The organism is Streptomyces sp. DH41, assembly GCF_029813785.1.
In the GTDB taxonomy this organism is placed as follows: domain Bacteria; phylum Actinomycetota; class Actinomycetes; order Streptomycetales; family Streptomycetaceae; genus Streptomyces.
In genome coordinates this window covers 176,367-193,802 of record NZ_JARVKY010000012.1, presented here as the reverse complement: position 1 = coordinate 193,802, position 17,436 = coordinate 176,367, and the positions used below count along the sequence as shown (strand labels likewise).

Annotated in this window: 11 protein-coding genes; 3 read left to right on the top strand and 8 right to left on the bottom strand. The window is 69.8% G+C overall.

What is annotated here, in order from left to right; genetic code table 11:
- Nucleotides 1–140 precede the first annotated feature (140 nt).
- From QC283_RS21050 to QC283_RS21030, 5 genes are all read right to left on the bottom strand, one after another.
- The gene (locus tag QC283_RS21050) at nt 141–1,421 is read right to left on the bottom strand and encodes a TIGR02679 family protein (RefSeq protein ID WP_279563148.1); all 1,281 of its coding nucleotides are present in this window, start codon (nt 1,419–1,421) and stop codon (nt 141–143) included.
- On the bottom strand, nt 1,418–5,656 hold the full coding sequence (locus tag QC283_RS21045) for a TIGR02680 family protein (RefSeq protein ID WP_279563147.1): 4,239 nt from the start codon (nt 5,654–5,656) through the stop codon (nt 1,418–1,420). Before QC283_RS21045 ends, QC283_RS21050 begins: the two co-directional genes overlap by 4 nt.
- Nucleotides 5,653–6,978, bottom strand: a complete 1,326-nt coding sequence (locus tag QC283_RS21040; protein WP_279563146.1) for a TIGR02678 family protein — start codon at nt 6,976–6,978, stop codon at nt 5,653–5,655. Before QC283_RS21040 ends, QC283_RS21045 begins: the two co-directional genes overlap by 4 nt.
- Nucleotides 6,975–8,603, bottom strand: a complete 1,629-nt coding sequence (locus QC283_RS21035; RefSeq protein WP_279563145.1) for a TIGR02677 family protein — start codon at nt 8,601–8,603, stop codon at nt 6,975–6,977. The genes QC283_RS21040 and QC283_RS21035 overlap by 4 nt, the downstream gene beginning before the upstream one ends.
- 138 nt (nt 8,604–8,741) lie before the next feature.
- Nucleotides 8,742–9,050, bottom strand: coding sequence for a transposase (locus tag QC283_RS21030; RefSeq protein ID WP_279563144.1), 309 nt, complete (start codon nt 9,048–9,050; stop codon nt 8,742–8,744).
- Between the two features lie 265 nt (nt 9,051–9,315).
- Between QC283_RS21030 and QC283_RS21025 the strand changes: the two genes are divergently transcribed.
- Nucleotides 9,316–10,311 carry a hypothetical protein gene (locus QC283_RS21025; protein ID WP_279563143.1) on the top strand — a complete coding sequence of 332 codons (996 nt, stop codon included), beginning with the start codon at nt 9,316–9,318 and terminating at the stop codon, nt 10,309–10,311.
- Nucleotides 10,312–10,607: 296 nt separating this feature from the next.
- Here the strand turns inward: QC283_RS21025 and QC283_RS21020 are convergent, their stop codons facing one another.
- From QC283_RS21020 to QC283_RS21010, 3 genes are all read right to left on the bottom strand, one after another.
- Nucleotides 10,608–11,624 (bottom strand): hypothetical protein, encoded by a 1,017-nt coding sequence (locus QC283_RS21020; RefSeq protein ID WP_279563142.1) that lies wholly within the window; start codon nt 11,622–11,624, stop codon nt 10,608–10,610.
- 178 nt (nt 11,625–11,802) lie between these two features.
- Nucleotides 11,803–12,204 (bottom strand): hypothetical protein, encoded by a 402-nt coding sequence (locus QC283_RS21015; protein WP_279563141.1) that lies wholly within the window; start codon nt 12,202–12,204, stop codon nt 11,803–11,805.
- Between the two features lie 7 nt (nt 12,205–12,211).
- Nucleotides 12,212–13,144 carry a hypothetical protein gene (locus QC283_RS21010; protein ID WP_279563140.1) on the bottom strand — a complete coding sequence of 311 codons (933 nt, stop codon included), beginning with the start codon at nt 13,142–13,144 and terminating at the stop codon, nt 12,212–12,214.
- Nucleotides 13,145–13,289: 145 nt separating this feature from the next.
- Between QC283_RS21010 and QC283_RS21005 the strand changes: the two genes are divergently transcribed.
- Both QC283_RS21005 and QC283_RS21000 read left to right on the top strand, forming a co-directional pair.
- Nucleotides 13,290–13,481 carry a hypothetical protein gene (locus tag QC283_RS21005; protein WP_279563139.1) on the top strand — a complete coding sequence of 64 codons (192 nt, stop codon included), beginning with the start codon at nt 13,290–13,292 and terminating at the stop codon, nt 13,479–13,481.
- Nucleotides 13,482–14,129: 648 nt separating this feature from the next.
- Nucleotides 14,130–17,435 carry a DUF4132 domain-containing protein gene (locus QC283_RS21000; RefSeq protein ID WP_279563138.1) on the top strand — a complete coding sequence of 1,102 codons (3,306 nt, stop codon included), beginning with the start codon at nt 14,130–14,132 and terminating at the stop codon, nt 17,433–17,435.
- Nucleotide 17,436: the final 1 nt, after the last annotated feature.

The window sequence follows — 17,436 nt, the reverse complement described above, 5'->3', positions numbered from 1 at the left end:
GACTCCAATCGTCGGCACCGCCCCGCGACGTGATCCTCTGGTCAGCGCCACCCGGGCACGGTGTCGTATCAGGTGTGAGCGTCAATGATGCCGAAAGGGACTGACAATCCAGATGAGTTCGGCATGATACTGACGTCGCACTACACCTGGCATGACAGGTCTGCCACCAACAGATCGAGGGTGGCCTCCTCGTGGAGCGCCACGCCGAGGACGGTCATGGCGGGGGCGAGGTCCGGGTCCCAGTCTGCGTCGACCGGCTGTCCGTCGAGGGCCAGTTGAGGTATGCCTTCGGCTTGACTGCGGGCGGCCAGGCGCTCGTAGTCCGCAGTGTCCATGCGCCACGGCAGGGCTTCGTAGCGGCGGATGACCCGGTTGGCCAGAGTGATCCCCGGCCAGTCGAAGTCGCCGTGGTACACGAATTGGCAACCCGTGGCGGCGAGGGCGTCGAGAAGAGTGAAGACCACGGTGGCCGCGCTGCCGGAGGTGCACACCAAGGGCTGGATGCAGGCCGCGTCCGCCGCGGCTTCCACCACGCGCGGATTCTCACAGATGTGGATAAGAGTTCCGGCGGAGAGCTGCAGCCGGAGGCCACGCAGGTCGCGTGGTGTGACGTGAACTTCGGCGTGATGGTCGGCTCGCTCCCGCAGAGCACGCTCCCGCCAGCCCACGCCGTCGGGTCGCAGTCCGTACGTCAGCACCGTGCTGGAGACCTCGTCCGGCGTGACGGACACCAGCCGCCACAGAGCGCGTCGGCCGGCCGCGTCGTCGGGGAACTCGGTGCCGTGGGCGAGGGCGACCCCGCGTTGGACGAGGCGTGCCAGCCAGGTGCCGTCGTCAAGGCCGTGCGCGGAGCCGGTCGTCATGGCGGCGAGTTCTCCTCGACCGCGTGTGCCGTTGCGTTCAGGTCCGTCGGGTCCGAGGAGAACGGTGAGGACTTGGACCGCCTGCTGGAGTGTCCGTATCGCCGCTTCGGGCGTCACTCCTCTCGGAACACCGGAACGGCGCAGCAGGTCGTACCACTGCCGGGGCCATGCCTGGTCGGCGAGTGGGGAGGCGTCCAGTGACGAAGCAAGAGACGACCAGACCTGCTCCCGCCGTGCCGTCGCGTCCGCGCGGGCGGCACGGCGGTCGGTGAGGGGCGGGCCGAGTTCCTCCAGCGTCTGCCTTAGCCCGAGTCCGGCAGCCGACGCGCGTAGCCGTGCGTCGAGCACGGCGAGCCGTATGGTCACGGCGGCACCTGTGAGGGGTTTGCCCAGCAGGAGAGACAGGTCGTTGCGCTCCTGGGCGTTCATCGCGGTCAGTCGGAGCGAACCCGTGGCCCGTACGCCGTTGCTCTCCAGGCGTTTGCGTGCCCCCTGCCAGAGCCGGGTGAGTCCAGGTCCCGTCAGCCATTCGCGCGCCGCGGCGGGCAGCCCGCTCATACGGACACCAGACGCCGGTGCCGGCCGTTCCAGGTGTAGTGAAGGGTGGCTACCCCGCGCACGTGTGGATCACGGAGGCACTCGTATATGTGCAGGGACGGAACCTCGGGCCAGTTGCCCATGAGCCGCTCGCTGGTGAGGACGAAGTCGAGATCGAGGTCGACGAGGATACGGCCCAGCCGGCCGTGGGTGGGTTCGTCGACCTTGGCGAAGGCGTCGTCCAGGAGAATCAGGCGTGGCGCATGCGGTGCCGACTCGGCGACGCTGGTGAAATGGGCGGCTGCCGCGGCGAAGAGCACGAGGTAGGAGAGAACTCGTTGTTCGCCCTGGCTGAGACCGGTCCGGCCGGTCAGTTTCCTACGGCGGCCCGGAGCCGCGTCCTCGACCACAAAGGTGTGGAAGCGGAACCAGTCGCGGTAGTCCAGCGCGGTCCGCAGATGGGCGGCGTAACCGGCTGACGGGTCGGCACGGCGGGCGTCCTCGATTCGGCGTTGCAGCACCTCGCGCAGCTGCTCGGTCTGGTCGCGCGTCCTGAGGCTCGACGGACTGCGCAGCAGCTCGACGGCCGCGCGCACATCCGCGTCCACGTCCTCGTCCAGCTTCCACAGCAGCTCGACACCGAGGCCGTGGGAGGTGCGCACGGTCCGCAGGGTGTCGTTGAGAGCCGCGACCAGGTTCGCTGCGGTGATGACCTGTGCCGAGAGGTGGTCGCCGAGCTCACCGGTCAGGAACCGCTGGAACACTTCGCGTTCGCGCTCGGTGAGCCGTCCCCGGGCCTCCGCCGCCTGGACTGCGATCCGCTCGCCCACGGCCGCGACGTCATGGGACCCATGGTCGTCGACCAGACGGCACACCTTGATCCCGTCTCGCTCCTCCAGCTGCGCGTCGAATCCGCCGGCCAGTTGGTCACGCAGATCGGTGTGGCGGTTGAGCAGGGTGCTGTCCGACACCTCGCCCTTCGGGCGGCCGAGGGCTTGCTCCACGGCGTCGGCGAGGGCCCGCAGCGCTCGCAGACGGCTGCGCACGTCCGCGGCGGGATCGTCCGACACGTACTCGGGCAGCGAGGACCGGTCGAGGCCGGCGCCGAGCACCACCTCCGGCCGGCCGAGAGCAGCGCGAAGAGCGCTGCCGGTGTCGATGACCATCGTTTCCTGGTCCGCCAGGGTCCCGCGCAAGCGCTTCTCGTCCTCTTCCGCGCGCACGCGGAGGTCGTGGAGGTCGTCGCGGGCTCGTTGCGCCCCGGGCAGGACGCGGACGGCGTGTGCGATGCGCTGTTTGGCCTCCTGCTCGCGAGAGAGGATCTCCTCCTCGGACGACCCGATGGCTTCCTCGCGGGTGCGCAGGTCCTGCTCAGCGGTGCGCAGTCCGGCGAGGTGGAGCCGGTAGCTCTCGTCCGCGGCCAGGCGATCCTCTTGGGCGCGTCCGTACCGGTCGGCATCGGCCTGGTTAGTACCGAGCCGCTCGCCCGTGCCGCTGACGGCCCTGCGCAGATGCCCGATGCCGCTGAGCAGGCCAGCCAGTGCGGTGCGCACACGGTCCAGGGAGGCGGGGTCGCCGGGCAGGTCGTGGGCGGAGGCGGTGGCCTCCGCCCTGGTCCGCGCCGATACCGCGAGAGCGCGTGCCTCCTCAGCCAGCCGCGCCGCTCGGGTCGCCTTGGCGGTCAGGTCGCGCAGGGTCCGCTCGGCTGATTCACTCCTGCTCCATGCGTCAGCGAGATTCCGTGCTTTTGGGAAGTCCCGTTCCGCGAGCGTGAGAGCCCGGCGCATGGTATCGGCTGCGGCGAGCTCTTCGCGGACCTCGGCCAGCCGCTGTTCCGTATGCGCGATCCTCTCCTCCAAGTCGGCGAGGATGCGTCGCCGATTCTCGGCGCGTACGGCGGCCCCCACGTACTCGGTGGCGCCCTTGTCATGACGACCGCTGAGTACGCCCAGACGCCAACTGCCGTCGTAGAAGGCCGCGTTGTGCGCGGAGGTCTCCTGTGCCGATGCGAGTGCGATGGTGGCCAGGAGACTCCCCACCTGCTCGGAGGTGACGCCGCAATCCGGTTCAGGGGCTGGGCGCAGGGCCGAGGCGAGAGTCGGTCCGTCGGATAGCACGGGACCCGGCTGGAGAAGGGTGTCCTGGGTGCGTAGATTGAGAAGGACGCCGTCCGCACTCACCCACGCGTCCAGGATTCCGCTCGCCTCCAGCGCCCCTTCCAGACCGGCTCGGTCGGCCGGAGCCAGGTCGTCCGCGAAGTCCACGAGCCGGTAGAAAGGGGCTCCACTGCCCGGCGTCCTCGCGGCGGCGCGATGGTGCGGGGCCGGTGGCTCGGGGTCGGTACGTTGCTCCCAGTCCCGCTTCTGCTCCGCCAGGCGGTCGAGCTCCTCGCCGAGTCGGCTGACGCCGAGTACCAGGGCGTCGCGGCGCTCGGTGAGTTTCTCGCCGTACGGCTCCAACGCGGCCTGAGCGGTCAGCCACGCCTGGCTGTCGATAGCGGGCGGCAGCGTGCGGTCCGCGAACGGCGCATCGGTAGAAGTCTCGAGGCCGACGACGGCGTGGACGGCGCCAAACGACGGGCAGTCGGCACCCAGCGCATTCCGCGTGCGTGCCGCCCACTCAGCGACTTGACGGGAGTAGGCGCCGCTCTCCTCAGTGACCTTCTCACGGCTGCCGTCGAGATGGCCGGCGGCGTCTTCTGCTTCGCCTTCCAGCCGTTCTCGCTCGGCATCAGCCTGGGTTGCCCCGGCCCGGGCTTCGTCCGCCAGTGAGATGAGGTGTGTCACCTCCTGAACCATCCGGGCCCGGTTCCTCGCGACCGACTCGGCGTTTTCCAACTGGTTCTGCCAGGACTGCAGCCCTTCCTGCGCCGTGACCGTGTCCACTCGGGCCACCGACCGGTGCCGTACGGTGCGCGTCTCCCCGTCCGGAGTCGTCAGCCCGGTCTCGGTGGCCTGGGCGAGAACCGTGCGCGGCAGAGCCACCGCCTCGCCGAGGTGGCCGGTAGGAAGCCCGGCCTTCTCCGCCTGCGTCAGCAACTCCCGGTGTTCGGTTCCCAGCTCGGCCAGCCGACTTCCGAGGTGTTCGACACCTTCGGCCAGCCGCTCCGCCGAGCCCTCCTCCGCGTCGTGTGCGTTCCGCAGGGTGGTGAACGCGGCCACGGCAGCAGTGTGCAGTGCCTCCACCGTGCCGCGACGCTCCGACAGTTCGCGCAGGCTGCGGTAGGCGTGACTGGCGTGCAGGGCGGCCAGGTCGGTCCGGGCAGCCTGTTCCTCCTCGCGCAGGGTCTCCAACCGGCCCTCCGAATCCTTCTCCTGCGTCCTCAGGTCGCTCGTCCGCTGTGCGGCGTCTCCGGCCGCCCGGCGCCGCTGAGCGAGGACGCCCAGCTCGTGGCTCACTTTCTGGGCGGAGGTGCGCAGGACCCCGGCCAGGTAGCCGCGGTAACTGGTGAGGAACGTGCGCAAGGCCGCGTCGGTGCGTTCCAGGCGGCCGAGTTCGTCCCGTACGGCGTCGAGGTCGTGGAGGTTGCGCGCCACCTTCTCGACCACGTCCTCGTCGAGCCCCGGCAGGGTCTCGCTCAGCAGGGAGACCAGGCCCCCGTGTTCGATCCGGTCGCCGACCGTCGGGCGCCGCAGCCGATGGAGGAGCTGCGTGAGGTTGCGGTAGCGCGTCGCGTCGGTGATGCCGAACAGTTCCCGGGCCACTCGTGAACGGTGCTGGACCGCACGGTCGGTCGTGTTGTCGGAGCCGACGATCTCCTTGAGCCGGTCGACCGGCAGCGGCTTACCGGCCTCGACCAAATGCAGGTCCTCACCGATCCGCAGCGGGGTGACGAAGAACGTTGGCACCGCCTTCTGCGTCGACTTCGAAGCGCGGATGGCGGCACCCAGCGTCAGGTGGCGGTGACCGCCGTCGTCGGCCGTGCCCCGGAACTCCACCCACAGATACCCGAGACGGTTGGTCTGCTCGAACCCGTCCAGCATCAGCCAGGCGAGCGTGGTCCGGCCGGTGCCTGTCGCGTCCAGTGCCCGGGAGTCGCCGTCCAGAAGATACGGAAGCAGCATCTCCAGGGCCTTGGACTTGCCCGCGCCGTTCTTGCCGCGCAGCAGCAGCCGTCCGTCGCCGAAGGAGAACTCCTGCTCGTCGTACTGCCAGACGTTCTGGATGCCTGCCCGGTGCAGCCGGAAGCGCGCGCCGGTGGTCGTCACGGGGCCGAAGCGCGGCAGCGGAACGAGGCCACGCGCGTCGGTGGTCATAGCGGCAACTCCTCCTGAACGTCCGTGCCTTTGCCGACTGCGGTGGCCGGGCGCACCATGACTTGGGTGGCGTAGCGAGCCGCTGCAGCCAGCAGCACCCAGCCGTCGCCGCCGGGCCGTGCGCCATGGACATCGGTCACCGTGCGTCCTTCCGATGCCTCTTCGACGTACCCCTCCGGCAGTCCTTCGCCCTCGGCGCGCAGTCGGCCCGCGCGGGCCATCAGCCGCATGCGGACCAGCAAGTCCAGTACGGCCTCTCGCAGGGAGGGAAGGTCTTCCAGGTAGCCGCGTTGCCAGTTGCTGCGCTGCCCGTACTCGGTAATGAGCTCGGCGAGCACCTCGTCCACCAGGCCGTCCGGGACGGCCACCCCGATGATGAGTGTCCCGCCGGTCGCCGGATGCCCCGGTTCCTGCGGCCGAAGGCGTTCCACGAGCCGTTCCGCCAGCAGCAGCGCGGCCTGTGCGACGGTCCCCGTGCCCGGCAGGTGCAGATCCGTGAGTTTTTCCTCGGGGTCCACCAGCGCCACGCCCTCGGCACGGATCTCCATCTCCAGACCGAGGAGTTCGGAGAAAGCCTGGGCCTCCCGGCGCTGCCGGGTGCGCAGCCAGTCACGCTCGGCGTCCGTGAGCTCGTCGAGGTGGACGACGGGTGTCTCGACGAGCATCCGGCGCACGTAGGTGCGTGGTCCGCCGAAGCCCGGGTCCGCTGCCCGCCGGACCAGGTCGGCGCCGTTTCGAGCCTGGGAGAGCGGGCCGGCGACGACCACGCGTGCCAGCTCCCGGTCTACCGTGATCAGGGCTTCGCCGCCCGCCTCCTGCACAAGTGCGGCCACATGGCCCTCGGTCTCGACGAGCACGCCCCAGTCGACGAGCTGACGCAGAGCCGCGACCAGGGTCCGCTTCCCGGCCGCTCGGCCCGTCTCCGCCAACTCGATTCCGGCGTCGGCTGCGGCAGCCCTGATATCGGCGACCAGGTGTGAAAGGAGCATCTGCTCGGGCGCAGTCACCAGCACGGACAGGGCGAGCGCGAGACAGGCGTACGTCTGTGGGGTGAACGGGGTGCCGGTGGAGCGCTCCAGCCGATGACCCGAACCCGTCCCCAGCCCCGCCTTCAACAGGCGGGCGTAGGAGCTGTCGACCAGCAGGCGGTAGCCGAGCACCTGCTGGAACCGTTTGCCCAGCCAGTCGGCGTGCCTGCGGATCAGCGGGAAGAGGTCGGCGTGGGGGCCGTCCGAAGCGATCAGCGGGTGGGCGAGCAGCAGCCGGGCGGCGGTGCGGCGCTCGGCTGCCAGGGCTACATCGTGAGTCGAGGGGAGGGTCATGAAACGCTCGCCTCCGCTTCGCCGCCGACCGCGGCGGAGGTGCGACCGATGTCCAGCTCCAGGTCGTCCAGAAGCAGGTCGCCCTCGGCCGAGTACAGCACCGTTCGCGCGCCCGCCGTCCGGCGCACGCTGAGACGGATACGCAGTTCGGCGTCTTCACTGCTGGCCGAGTCGAGGTCGAACACCGCCGTCCTCTCCCCGTCGGTGCTGACGGGCCTGCTGAGCTGTGCGTTTCCGAGCGCTGTGGCCAGTAGCTCCAAGAGCAGGCCGAGCGCCGCTGACGTGAGGCGTACCTCAGCGAACCGGCCGGACACGCTGCGCAGTTCGTCCGCCGCCGCTGCTCTGGCCGCTGCCCGCTGCCGTGCGGCCTCCCTCAGCAGCTGCTTCTGCGCGGAGTGGTTCTCCACCGCGGAGGCCCGGCCCCGCTGGGCGCGGCTGCCTCTTTCACGCAGGGCCACCGGTACCTCGACCACCGGACCGGTCCACCAGCTCGTGTAGGCGGGCACCACCTCGTCGGTGGCCGGAGGTATGCCCAGATGGCGGGCGCCGTACAGCCCGAACGCGGCCACGGCGATGTCGTGTGCGTCCTGCGGCGCCGCTTCGTCGAACCAGCGGGCCAGCCGCAGTAGATCCTTGCGCCGGGACATCTCCCCGGTGGCCGACCGCAGCATCCGCTTGGCGTTGGCGAGCAGCGACTGCAACGCGCGCAGAGTGGCATCGCGTAACTGGTCGACCTGGCTGCCCTGGCCGTCGGTGTTGCTGAACCAGCCGCGCAGGCCCTCCCAGTCCGCGAATTCGCGGCCCCGGCTGCGCTGGATCCGGACGTCCGGTCGGCTTTCGCCCTGCGCCTGCGTCGAGAGCCCGGTGAGCCCCTGGGCGTGGGAGTCCAGCCGGCCCAGCAGAGCCGGGATGTGTGGCCACAGGGCGTCCAACGCCGCCGAGATCCGGGGTGCGCGGAACGCCACGTCCTCCGTGATTGCCTCAACGTAGTCCAGGAGCAGCTCCTTGAAGCCCTGGTACTCGGCGCTGTCCAGGTCGTAGCGGGACAGCACCTGGCCGAGGTAGGCGTAGAAGTCGCGTATGGAGTCCGCGAACTCGGTGAACTGCACGAACAGCGTGCTGATCCGCTCCAGTCCGTCCTGCGGCTCGACGCCGCCCGGCGCGGTCACGAGGTCGGCCAGCTCCCGTAGTCCGCGCTCGACCAGGGCCAGCAGTTCGTTGCTGACCTCGCGGGCGGCGTCGGCCTCGGTCAGCACCCCGTCGGCGTCCCGCTGGATACGTTCGCCCAGTTTCGACAGCTGGTAGCGCGAGCGGGAACGCTGGTACTCGCTGATGCTGGACGCGTTCACCGTGTGGCTGCTGCGTAGCAGGTTTCCCCAGGCCACCAGCTGTTCCAGCCGGACTGTGAGGGTGTCGGCGTCGAGCCCCGCGGCGAAAGTTCCGGCCTGGCGCAGTTTCACCATGATGTCCGGTACGGCGAGATCCGCCAGCAGCGTTCCGCAGAAGACCCGCATGATCGCGACGTGCTCCAGCCGCTCGGGCGCGCTGAGGTACGTGTACGCGTTTAGCCGCCGCCGTGCCTCCTCATCGGAGTCCTGGCCCGGACCGGATTCTGATGCCCCCATGCCGGTGAGGTTACGCGGAGCAGCCGGGCGCCGTCGTTGAGTGGCCGAAAATGCCGCGGACGTGTGCCAGGCTTGATTGTTGCGAAGTCCGGCTGCATCAACTGGACGTGACGGGCAACCCGTCCCCGGCCAGCTCTCTCACGAGCGGGTAGATCCCTTTCCCGGCAGATGCGCTTGCGATAGATACGCCGCAGTCCCCCGCAGGATCTCGTTCTCCTGCTCCAGCAGTTTGATCCGCCGCCGTGCTTCCTGAAGTTCCGTATTCTCCTGACCGGCCGTTCCGGGCTTGGTCCCGTCGTCGATGTCCGTCCGACGCATCCACTTCCACAGCGTCATCGGGTGGACTCCAAAGGCAGTGGACACCCGTTCGACCGTCAGGCCCGCGCCGCGGTTTCTTCCGACCCGCACGACGTCTTGGCGGAACTCCTCCGGATGAGGCTTGGACACAGCCAAATCCGTCCCACCCACCCCATAAGGCACACCAGTTCAGATGTCACCTGATTCGTGTGGCAGACCCGCTGAATATCTGCTTACGAAGCGCAGGGTATGCGCTACCCTGCGGGCAGGAATGGAGCCTGGGACGGTACCTGGGCCACCTCCGATCGTCTTGAGGTACGGAGCGTCGGAAAGCACCCTCGCCACCACCTCCTACCCACTTCCTGCGCACCTGTTCTGTCCGGCCGTCGTGTGCCGGACGGCCGAAAGGCGTTCCGTGACCATCTACTCTCAGCACGCCACCCGTGGAAAGACTCAGATCCTGGCGACCTACGAGGGTCCGGACGGCGTTGTATCCAAGACCGTGACGAGTCTTGCCGAGCCTCGCCTCGGGGGCCCGGTCGTCGACGCCCTCAATCGAATTTCCGCCTTCGCCACCGTCCCTGTCAGCATCCACGACCGCCGGGAACGGCGTGTGGGCTATTACCCGCGTACGCAGCTTGCCGCGCTGACAGACCCTGCCGCCCGCACCGCTCTTCTCCATGGTTCCCACAGTCTGTGGTTCGAGTACGTCTGCCTACGGCTTCACCAGGCGCTCGTCGACCTGGAAAGTGCCATGGCGGCTCTCCCCGACACGGTCAGCAGAGCGATCCGGGCCGAACTGGAGGCAGAGAAGCACGGGTTGCAGGCAGGATTCGCGGACTTCTCGGGAACTTCCTCGGAGGAGGATCCGGGGGCCGAGCGCTGCTGGGAATTCGGCCACCCCTTCGTGAAGTACGACGACGGGCTGGACACGCTGAGCGACGAGACGCGCGAGCAACTCGACCGACGCGAGTCGGGATTCACCTCGGAGGAACGGGAGAAGGCGGTCGCTGCCCTCCGGGTGCTGGTCACCGCGCACGCCCAGGGCGGCGACGTGGGGGCTTCACTCGACGACCCCAGCTGTCGCCTCTTCGTGGAGCCGTACGACTCCGACGGCTTCTACCTGACGATCGAAGCGCCGGAGTCAGGCGACGACGAGACTTCGTGGGAGATCGAGGTCGGCCGATGGGTGCCGGACGATCCCGAGGAGGAGCCCGGGAACCACACCAGCGCGACAGGCCACGACATGGTCGACTGTGCCCTTCCGGTCGCGCCGACCGCCGAGGAGATCGCTCATCTGCTGAATTCCGTGGACGAGAAGCCGCTGCTGCTCGCCGAGTGGGCTGAGACGCCCGTGGGAGCGGTACTCGCAGGGACAGCGATGGTGGTGACCGAACGCTACGACTCGTAATCCGGGTCGGCAAGGAAACCGTGACGCCGGCGTGATGGGCTGGGAATGGCCCGCCACCGCCTGCTGAGCGGATGCTTCAGCCGTGGTGGTCACCCCGCGAGGTGACGGCCGCGGCTGGCCCGGCGTGCGTTGCCATCCGGATGGGCTGGGGCTGTCCTGGCGAAGTTTGGTGGAGTCGAGGGCTAGCAACTTGGACAACTGCGGAGCATGCCTATAGCTGGAAAGCGGGTCCCTCCTCAGAGTCCGACCCCGGCCCAGGAGGGGGCCGAAATGCCGCTGCGCTGTCCAGTCGTGCGTCAGGGGCAGCCGGGGAATCGGGGTATGGGCAGCGGGTTCGGTAGCGGGTGGCGCGTCCAGCCGGTGTCGTGGTCCCAGTGCAAAACGTGGGTCTCGTCCAGCAGGCAGCCGACCCAGAGGCCGGTGATGCCGGCCGGTACGTTCGGAGACCGCTGGGGCAGCAGGCCTGGGGCGGCGAGACGGTGCCATGCGGAGGAACGCATCCAGGTGAGCCAGAAGAACACCTCTCGGCGCGGTCGGTCGGAAGCCGCGTTGAGCTTCAGGGCCAGGTCCTCGTGCAGCCCGAACTCGACTTCCAGCAAGTCCACCAGATCCGTTCCGCCGTCGGCGTCAGCGATGGGCGGCGGGTTCGCCGGGAGCGCGGTCCGCCAGGTCAGGGATCGTGCGAGGGTGATCCGTTCGCTCACGTCCCGGCGGGCCAGTTCGGCGAGTTCAGCATCGGTGTGGCGACCGGGGAAAAGGGCTCGCGTCGTCTCGGCCGACTTCCGTTCGTCCTCGGTCCGGCGCTTCTCCAGTGAAGCGAGGAAGTCCGGATCGAACGACCACAGCACCGGGCCCATCCGGAGTGGTTCCGGGAGGGGAGAGGGCGGTGGGGGCTTTCCCTGGCGGCGGTTCTTCTCGGCCTTCCCGGCCCAGTGGTCCGGGTTGAAAGCCGGCATCTGGTCGTACCCCGTGAGCAGGCCTGCGCTGATGTAGCCGGTACTCGTCTCGCTGGGCACTGAACAACCGAAGGCCACCCCAGCACTGCCCAGGACGCCGTACGGGCACGCCTCCTCATGGAATGGCCGCTCGATACAGGCCGTGCCGGGGCCGAAGCGGTTCACGCCACGCCGTTCCAGCTCGGCCAGGGCCGGGCTGATGACGGTCAGGGCATCCTTGAAACGAGGGTGCCCCTTGCGGCCCCCGTAGGTTGCCTTCGCCGTGCTCTCGAACACTACGTGCCAGCCTAGATTTAGCTCGGGCACCGCATGCTCCTTGAGGTACGGCTCCCAGGAGCGCCGGTTCTGCTCAGCCACGCTGCTGGTCACCTGTGTGACCTCAACCGCCCGATCACCGCCGCACATGAAGTCGAAGCGCCCGTTGGGGTCCGCGCGCACCTCATGGAAATCACCGCACCGGGGGCAGTGGTCATACGGTTCGACGGTCTCACCCGTGCAGTACCGCAGGACGCCTGCCGCCCTCAGCTCCACCGGATCACTTGCTCGGGGCATGAGCCTCGTCCGTCCCCGCAGGCGCGTCCCAAGGGAGTACCAGCTGTTCCAGCGGCAGACGAGACAAGGTCTTGAACAAGTCGTCCCGGCGGTACCCGAGCCCCGCGGCAAGCAGAATTCGCACGTGCTGATCCAGTTCCTCGATCATGGTCGAGGGCAGGCCGACGGCCTGCGGGATGACCCACGCATCCCGCAGGAGCAGCGCCAGATCGGTATCGCCAACCGGCAGATGGACATGCAGCTCCCACGGAGGGACGGTCCGCAGAGGGCCCCGTACCGCCCGGCTCCGCCGCGCGAGCAAGCGCCGACCGGCCACTTGGAGAGCACGCAGCACCGCCATTTCGGCCATGGCCGCCGCCACGGTCTCACGAGGGCTCTGGATCATGATTCTCCTACTGGATCTCGGAGGCGTGCCGCGGCTGGAGGAACGGGATCAGCGGGGCAGGCAGCACGGCGGGGGATCCGAGCAGCCACTCGCGGGTCGCCCCGCTCACCTCCCAGGCGTCCCGCAGGTCTTCCAGGGTGGCCGTCTCCGCCAGACTGAGCAGGGCGCCGCGGACGTCACCGTCGGGAACGGTGCTCATCCCGCCGTCCGGGAGGAACACCTCCTGGACGGCATCAGGGACGTCATCGACCGTGTACTCGGCCAGTGACGCCCCCGGGTTGCCCCACCCCGTCGGCTGAGCGGCCCGCAGCACGTCACCGATCCCTTGCGGCGTGACGGCGGCACCTCCACGCAGCGCCGTGGTTACTGCGGCAGCCGTGACCTCCCCGCCGGACAGGCTCGGAGGTTCCGGGTTCGCGTCCAGGTCGGCCAGCTCGGGAGGGGGCCAAACCACCCCCCGGTCACGCATGTACCGGGCGATGCCCTCATCGATCCGACGCACCCGCGCGGGAATGAGCCGCACCCGCTGTCCCGAGGCGAGCACCTCGTCGGCGACGCGCTCCGCCCACTCCTCCTCGTTCTCTCCCTCTTCCGGACCTTCCTCGCCGAGTCCGGCGCCCAGGCCCCGGACCGCCTTGCCGAAGGCGTCCCGCACGGTCTCCTCCGGCACCGGGTGCCCTTCGCCGAACAGCGCCAGCGCCAGATGAGAGGGCCGGGCGCCCCTCCGCGCCAGCCGGGCGAGCGCCACGACCAGACCGAATGCCTCGTCGTCCGGAACCGACGTGCTCCCGCGCCCGCGGCCCAGCGCCCGCTTCGTGTGTGCCGGCAACAGCCCCGCCCGCCGCCACGACGCAAGCTGGTTCGCTGACACCACGAAACCGTGCTGACGCGCGTGCTCGACGAGCTGCTGATCAGCGGAGACCGGACCAGGAGAAGACATGCCGCGAACCTACCTACTTCCGTCGGAAGAGGACGCGCCTTCGGGAATTAGAGACCCACCACCTTTACCCGGGCCGGGCGCACCGGGCCTGGTGACCTGGGGGAACCGCCGCAGCGCACGGCCCGGCGACACATTAGGAGGAACCATGCTCACTGCACTGACCGCCCCGCTCCCGACCACCGGGCCCCTGCTCTGGGGCCTGATCACCGTCCTGCACATCTGGATCACCGTGTACGTCGTCATCGTCAGAGTCGCCCTGCTGCACCCCCGCCGCTCCCGCCGGAGGGAAGCCCGTCAGATCCTCGACTGCCACCTCCTCGTCCTCAGGCCCCTGTGACCCTGCCGGAGAAATGACCGCGGGGTTGTGGCAAGGGCCGGCCCCGGCCCTTGCCATCCGGATAGGCTGGTGTTGCCTTAACGGAGTTTGGTGGACACGAACGTCTCGAATACCAACCGTACGGTCCGGTTGTCGTTCCTCGGATAGTGCCGCGTCCGACGTCACTGTAGGAGTGGCATCCGGCCGCACCGAACGAGGCGCCACCGGTCGCCGGGGAGCTGACGTCACGAGCGTGATCGGCGTCAGAGGTGCCGGCGCATCACTGCAATGCAATTGGCTCGAGCCGCGATTGATCGGTCCCGGGGATACGGCGCGCCGAGGTTCATCCGGGCGTCCTTCACTCGGCGGCGTCGAGCTCTCCCGTCTCCGTTCGTCTGGGTCGGCTTCCCTCCAGTCGCACAGCACCTCGCCGGTGCCGCGATCGGTGCGGGAGGGCGATCTGCGGGAAGACAGTGCCCCGCACATCTGATGCAGGTCGAAAACGCGAGCAGCACAAGAAAGTTGATCGTGAGGGGCGGAGGATCCTGCGATGCGGATGTGCCGCCGCCGGGCGTGCACGGGCCCGGCCGTTGTCAGTGCCGAGGTCTAACGTGATCGGTAACTGCTCATGAGGTCCCCGTGCGACGGGTGACGGGGAGGAACAGCGTCATGCACCAGGGAATTGCCGACGAGGACCGGTTCGAGATGCCCGCCGCCTGGCTGCGGGCCCTGCCCGTGCTCCGGGCCGCCGCGCAGCCGGCCGAGGACGCGGTGGAGAAGGCCGCTCGCCGCTACGCGCAGGAGGCGGCCTGGTTCGAGGAGATGTTCTCCTCCTCCGGCAGCGACCCGGAGCTGGTGAAGGAGGGCCGGGCCCACCGGGAGGGCAGTCCCTCTCCGCTCGGAGCCGCCGTGGAGATCGCCGTTGGCTGGCACTACGCGATGGTGGACGTGCTCGTCGACGCCTGCGTGACCGAACACGGCCTGCCGTTCGCCGCCCGTGCCGTCGTGGAGCTGGGATGCGTCAACCCCCATTACATGCAGGCAGGTTCCCGACGGTACGACGCGGCGCTGCGCAGAGAGGCCGGATACCAGACCTACTACGTGCGGGAGACCGCCGCCCGTATCCGGGACCTGCTCGCGGCGGCCGACGAGGAGACCCGACAGCGGGCCGTCGAAGGTCTCGCCGGCCTCCGGGACAGCGCCGAGCGCCGCATCGTGGTCTCCTACCTGGTACCCGAGGAGCATGCCTGGGTCGACGAGTGCTGCGACGGCCCGATACCGAACGACTCCGTCCTGCGGCGCATGCTCCTTCTCTCTCTGTACCGGCCGGAGCAGATCGCCCGCATCGGCGAAGGAGCACGACTCGGCTGGAACGGCTGGAACCTCCAACTGCTCGCCACCCTCGCGAACCGGCTCGGTCCCGACGTCGGGTCCCTGCTGGAGGACGCGTTCGACGGAGCCTACGGATCCAACGGGCACCGGGACGTCGCGGGCTGGGCCGCCGAACTGCCCACCGACGATGCCTTCCGCCTGCTGCTGATGAACGGCGGCGACCGCAATGTCCGCCCCGCCCTGCTCGACGCCATGAACCGCTACCCTCGTCGGGCCCTGCGGCTGCTCTCCGCCGCCGCGGCGGGCGACAGCGAACAGGCGTCCCTCTCCCGGATGCTGCTGCCCCTGCACGTGGTGACCCACCCGGAGCTCACGAAGGAGACGTTGCCCGCCCTGCCCGAGGCGTCCGCAGCCGTCGTCGCCCCGCTGCTGAAGCGGGGCGAACGGGACGCGGAAGCGCCTGCGGAGGCGCTCCCCGCCCTTCTGGCCGCCCCGCCGTGGACCCGGAAGCGCACCAGCCGCAAGGCCCGCGTGGCCCGCGACGTCCCCGGGGCACCGCAGGCCGAGGTGGCCTTCAAGCCCGGGGAGCAGGAGGCCTGGGCGGCCACCGTCATCGCCGAAACCCCCTGGTGGCGCGAGTACGACTGGTCCCGCGAGATCCGGCAGATGCAGCAGGGGACGTGGCGGGGCAACATCCACGCCGCCCGCCTCTTCGTCACCGGTCCCGAGGACGTCGTACGCCCACTGCTCGACGCCTTCGCCCCCGAGCACGTCTGGGACACCGAGAGCCACCTCAGGCCCGTCGCCGCCCGCCACGGCCTGCACGCCCTGCCGATGCTGAGCCGGCTCGCCGCCCGCTACCCGGCCACCGCCTGCGGCCTGCTGCTGCCCTACCGCAGCGTCGAGGTGGCCCGGCAGATGGCCGGGTGGCTGGTGCGCCGTCAGTCGCTGAGGCCCACGGTTCTCGCCTGGCTCCGCCGCCACGGCCGGGCCGCGGCCGCCTTCCTCGTTCCCGACGCCGTCGGCCCGGCGGGCCCGCCCCGCACCCACGCCGAACACGCCCTGCGGCAACTCGCCGCAGAGGTGGGCGCCGAGGCCGTGCGGGAGATCGCCGCCGGCTGCGGCGCCGAGGCCGAGGAGATCGTCGCCGACCTCCTCGCCGGCGACCCGCTGGAGGCCGCCCTCCCGGCGAGGATGCCGTCCCCCTGCACCTGGGCCGACCCCGCCCTGTTCCCGCAGATCCGGCTCACCGGCGACCGCGGCGCCCTGCCCGCCGACGCCGTCCGCCACGTGACGACCATGCTGCAGATCTCCAAGCCCGGTGACGTCTACCCCGGCCTCGCCACCGTCACCGAGCACTGCGACGCCGGCTCCCTCGCCGAGTTCGCCTGGGCCCTCTTCGAGACGTGGCGGTTCCACGGCATGCCGGCCAAGGACAGCTGGGCCCTCCACGCCCTCGGCCTCCTCGGCGACGACGAGACCGTCCGCCGTCTCACCCCCCTCGTGCGTGCCTGGCCCGGCGAGAACGCCCACCACCGGGCCGTCGAGGGCCTCACCGTCCTCGCTGAGATCGGCACCGACACCGCCCTGCGTCATCTGCACGGCATCTCCCAGCGTGTGCCGTTCAAGGCCCTCAAGAAGCGAGCCCGGGAGAAGATCGACGAGGTCGCCGAAGGGCTCGGCCTCACCACCGACCAGCTCGCCGACCGGCTGGTCCCGGACCTCGGCCTCGCCGACGACGGCAGCACCGTCATCGACTACGGCCCGCGCCGCTTCACCGTCACCTTCGACGAACAGCTCCGCCCCTGTGTCCGCGACGAGACCGGCAAGCTCCGCAAGGCCCTGCCGGCCCCGGGCGTCAAGGACGACCCGGAACTCGCCCCCGCCGAGCGCAAGCGGTTCGCCGCCCTCAAGAAGGAGGTCCGGACCATCGCCTCCGACCAGCTGCGCCGCCTGGAGGCCGCCATGGTCACCGGCCGATCCTGGACCGCCGCCGAGTTCCGCGAACTGCTCGTCGAACACCCCCTTCTGCGCCACTTGGTGCGCCGCCTGGTCTGGCTCGGCGACGGCGACGGCGACGGCATGGTGACCGCGTTCCGTGTCGCCGAGGACCTCACCCTCGCCGACGTCCACGACGACGCATGGACCCTCCCCGCCGACGCCACCGTGCGCCTCGCCCACCCCCTCCAGCTGGGAGACACGATCGAGGCCTGGGCCGACCTCTTCGCCGACTACGAGATTCTCCAGCCCTTCCCACAGCTCGGGCGCCCCGTGCACGCCTTCACCGACGCGGAGGCAGGCGGCCACCGGCTGACCCGCTTCGAGGGCGTCACCGTCCCCGTCGGCAAACTCCTCGGCCTCACCAAGCGCGGCTGGGAACGCGGCACGCCCGAGGACAACGGCGTGGAACGCTGGTTCTCCCGCCCGATCGCCCGTGACCGCCACCTCGTCATCGCCCTCGACGACGGCATCGCCGTCGGCATGGTCGACGAGTTTCCCGACCAGACCCTGGAGACCATATGGATCGACACCGCTCCCGGTGACTACTGGCGCAGCCACACGTACCCGCACCGCCTCGGCGAGATCGACCCCGTCATCGCCTCCGAGATCCTCGCCGACCTGACCGACATCACCGCCAAGTGAG

Excerpts from the sequence above, each read along its gene's own strand:
- QC283_RS21050 (WP_279563148.1), bottom strand. The coding sequence starts at position 1,421 with ATGAGCGGGCTGCCCGCCGCGGCGCGCGAATGGCTGACGGGACCTGGA.
- QC283_RS21045 (WP_279563147.1), bottom strand. The coding sequence starts at position 5,656 with ATGACCACCGACGCGCGTGGCCTCGTTCCGCTGCCGCGCTTCGGCCCC.
- QC283_RS21040 (WP_279563146.1), bottom strand. The coding sequence starts at position 6,978 with ATGACCCTCCCCTCGACTCACGATGTAGCCCTGGCAGCCGAGCGCCGC.
- QC283_RS21035 (WP_279563145.1), bottom strand. The coding sequence starts at position 8,603 with ATGGGGGCATCAGAATCCGGTCCGGGCCAGGACTCCGATGAGGAGGCA.
- QC283_RS21015 (WP_279563141.1), bottom strand. The coding sequence starts at position 12,204 with ATGATCCAGAGCCCTCGTGAGACCGTGGCGGCGGCCATGGCCGAAATG.
- QC283_RS21010 (WP_279563140.1), bottom strand. The coding sequence starts at position 13,144 with ATGTCTTCTCCTGGTCCGGTCTCCGCTGATCAGCAGCTCGTCGAGCAC.
- QC283_RS21005 (WP_279563139.1), top strand. The coding sequence starts at position 13,290 with ATGCTCACTGCACTGACCGCCCCGCTCCCGACCACCGGGCCCCTGCTC.
- QC283_RS21000 (WP_279563138.1), top strand. The coding sequence starts at position 14,130 with ATGCACCAGGGAATTGCCGACGAGGACCGGTTCGAGATGCCCGCCGCC.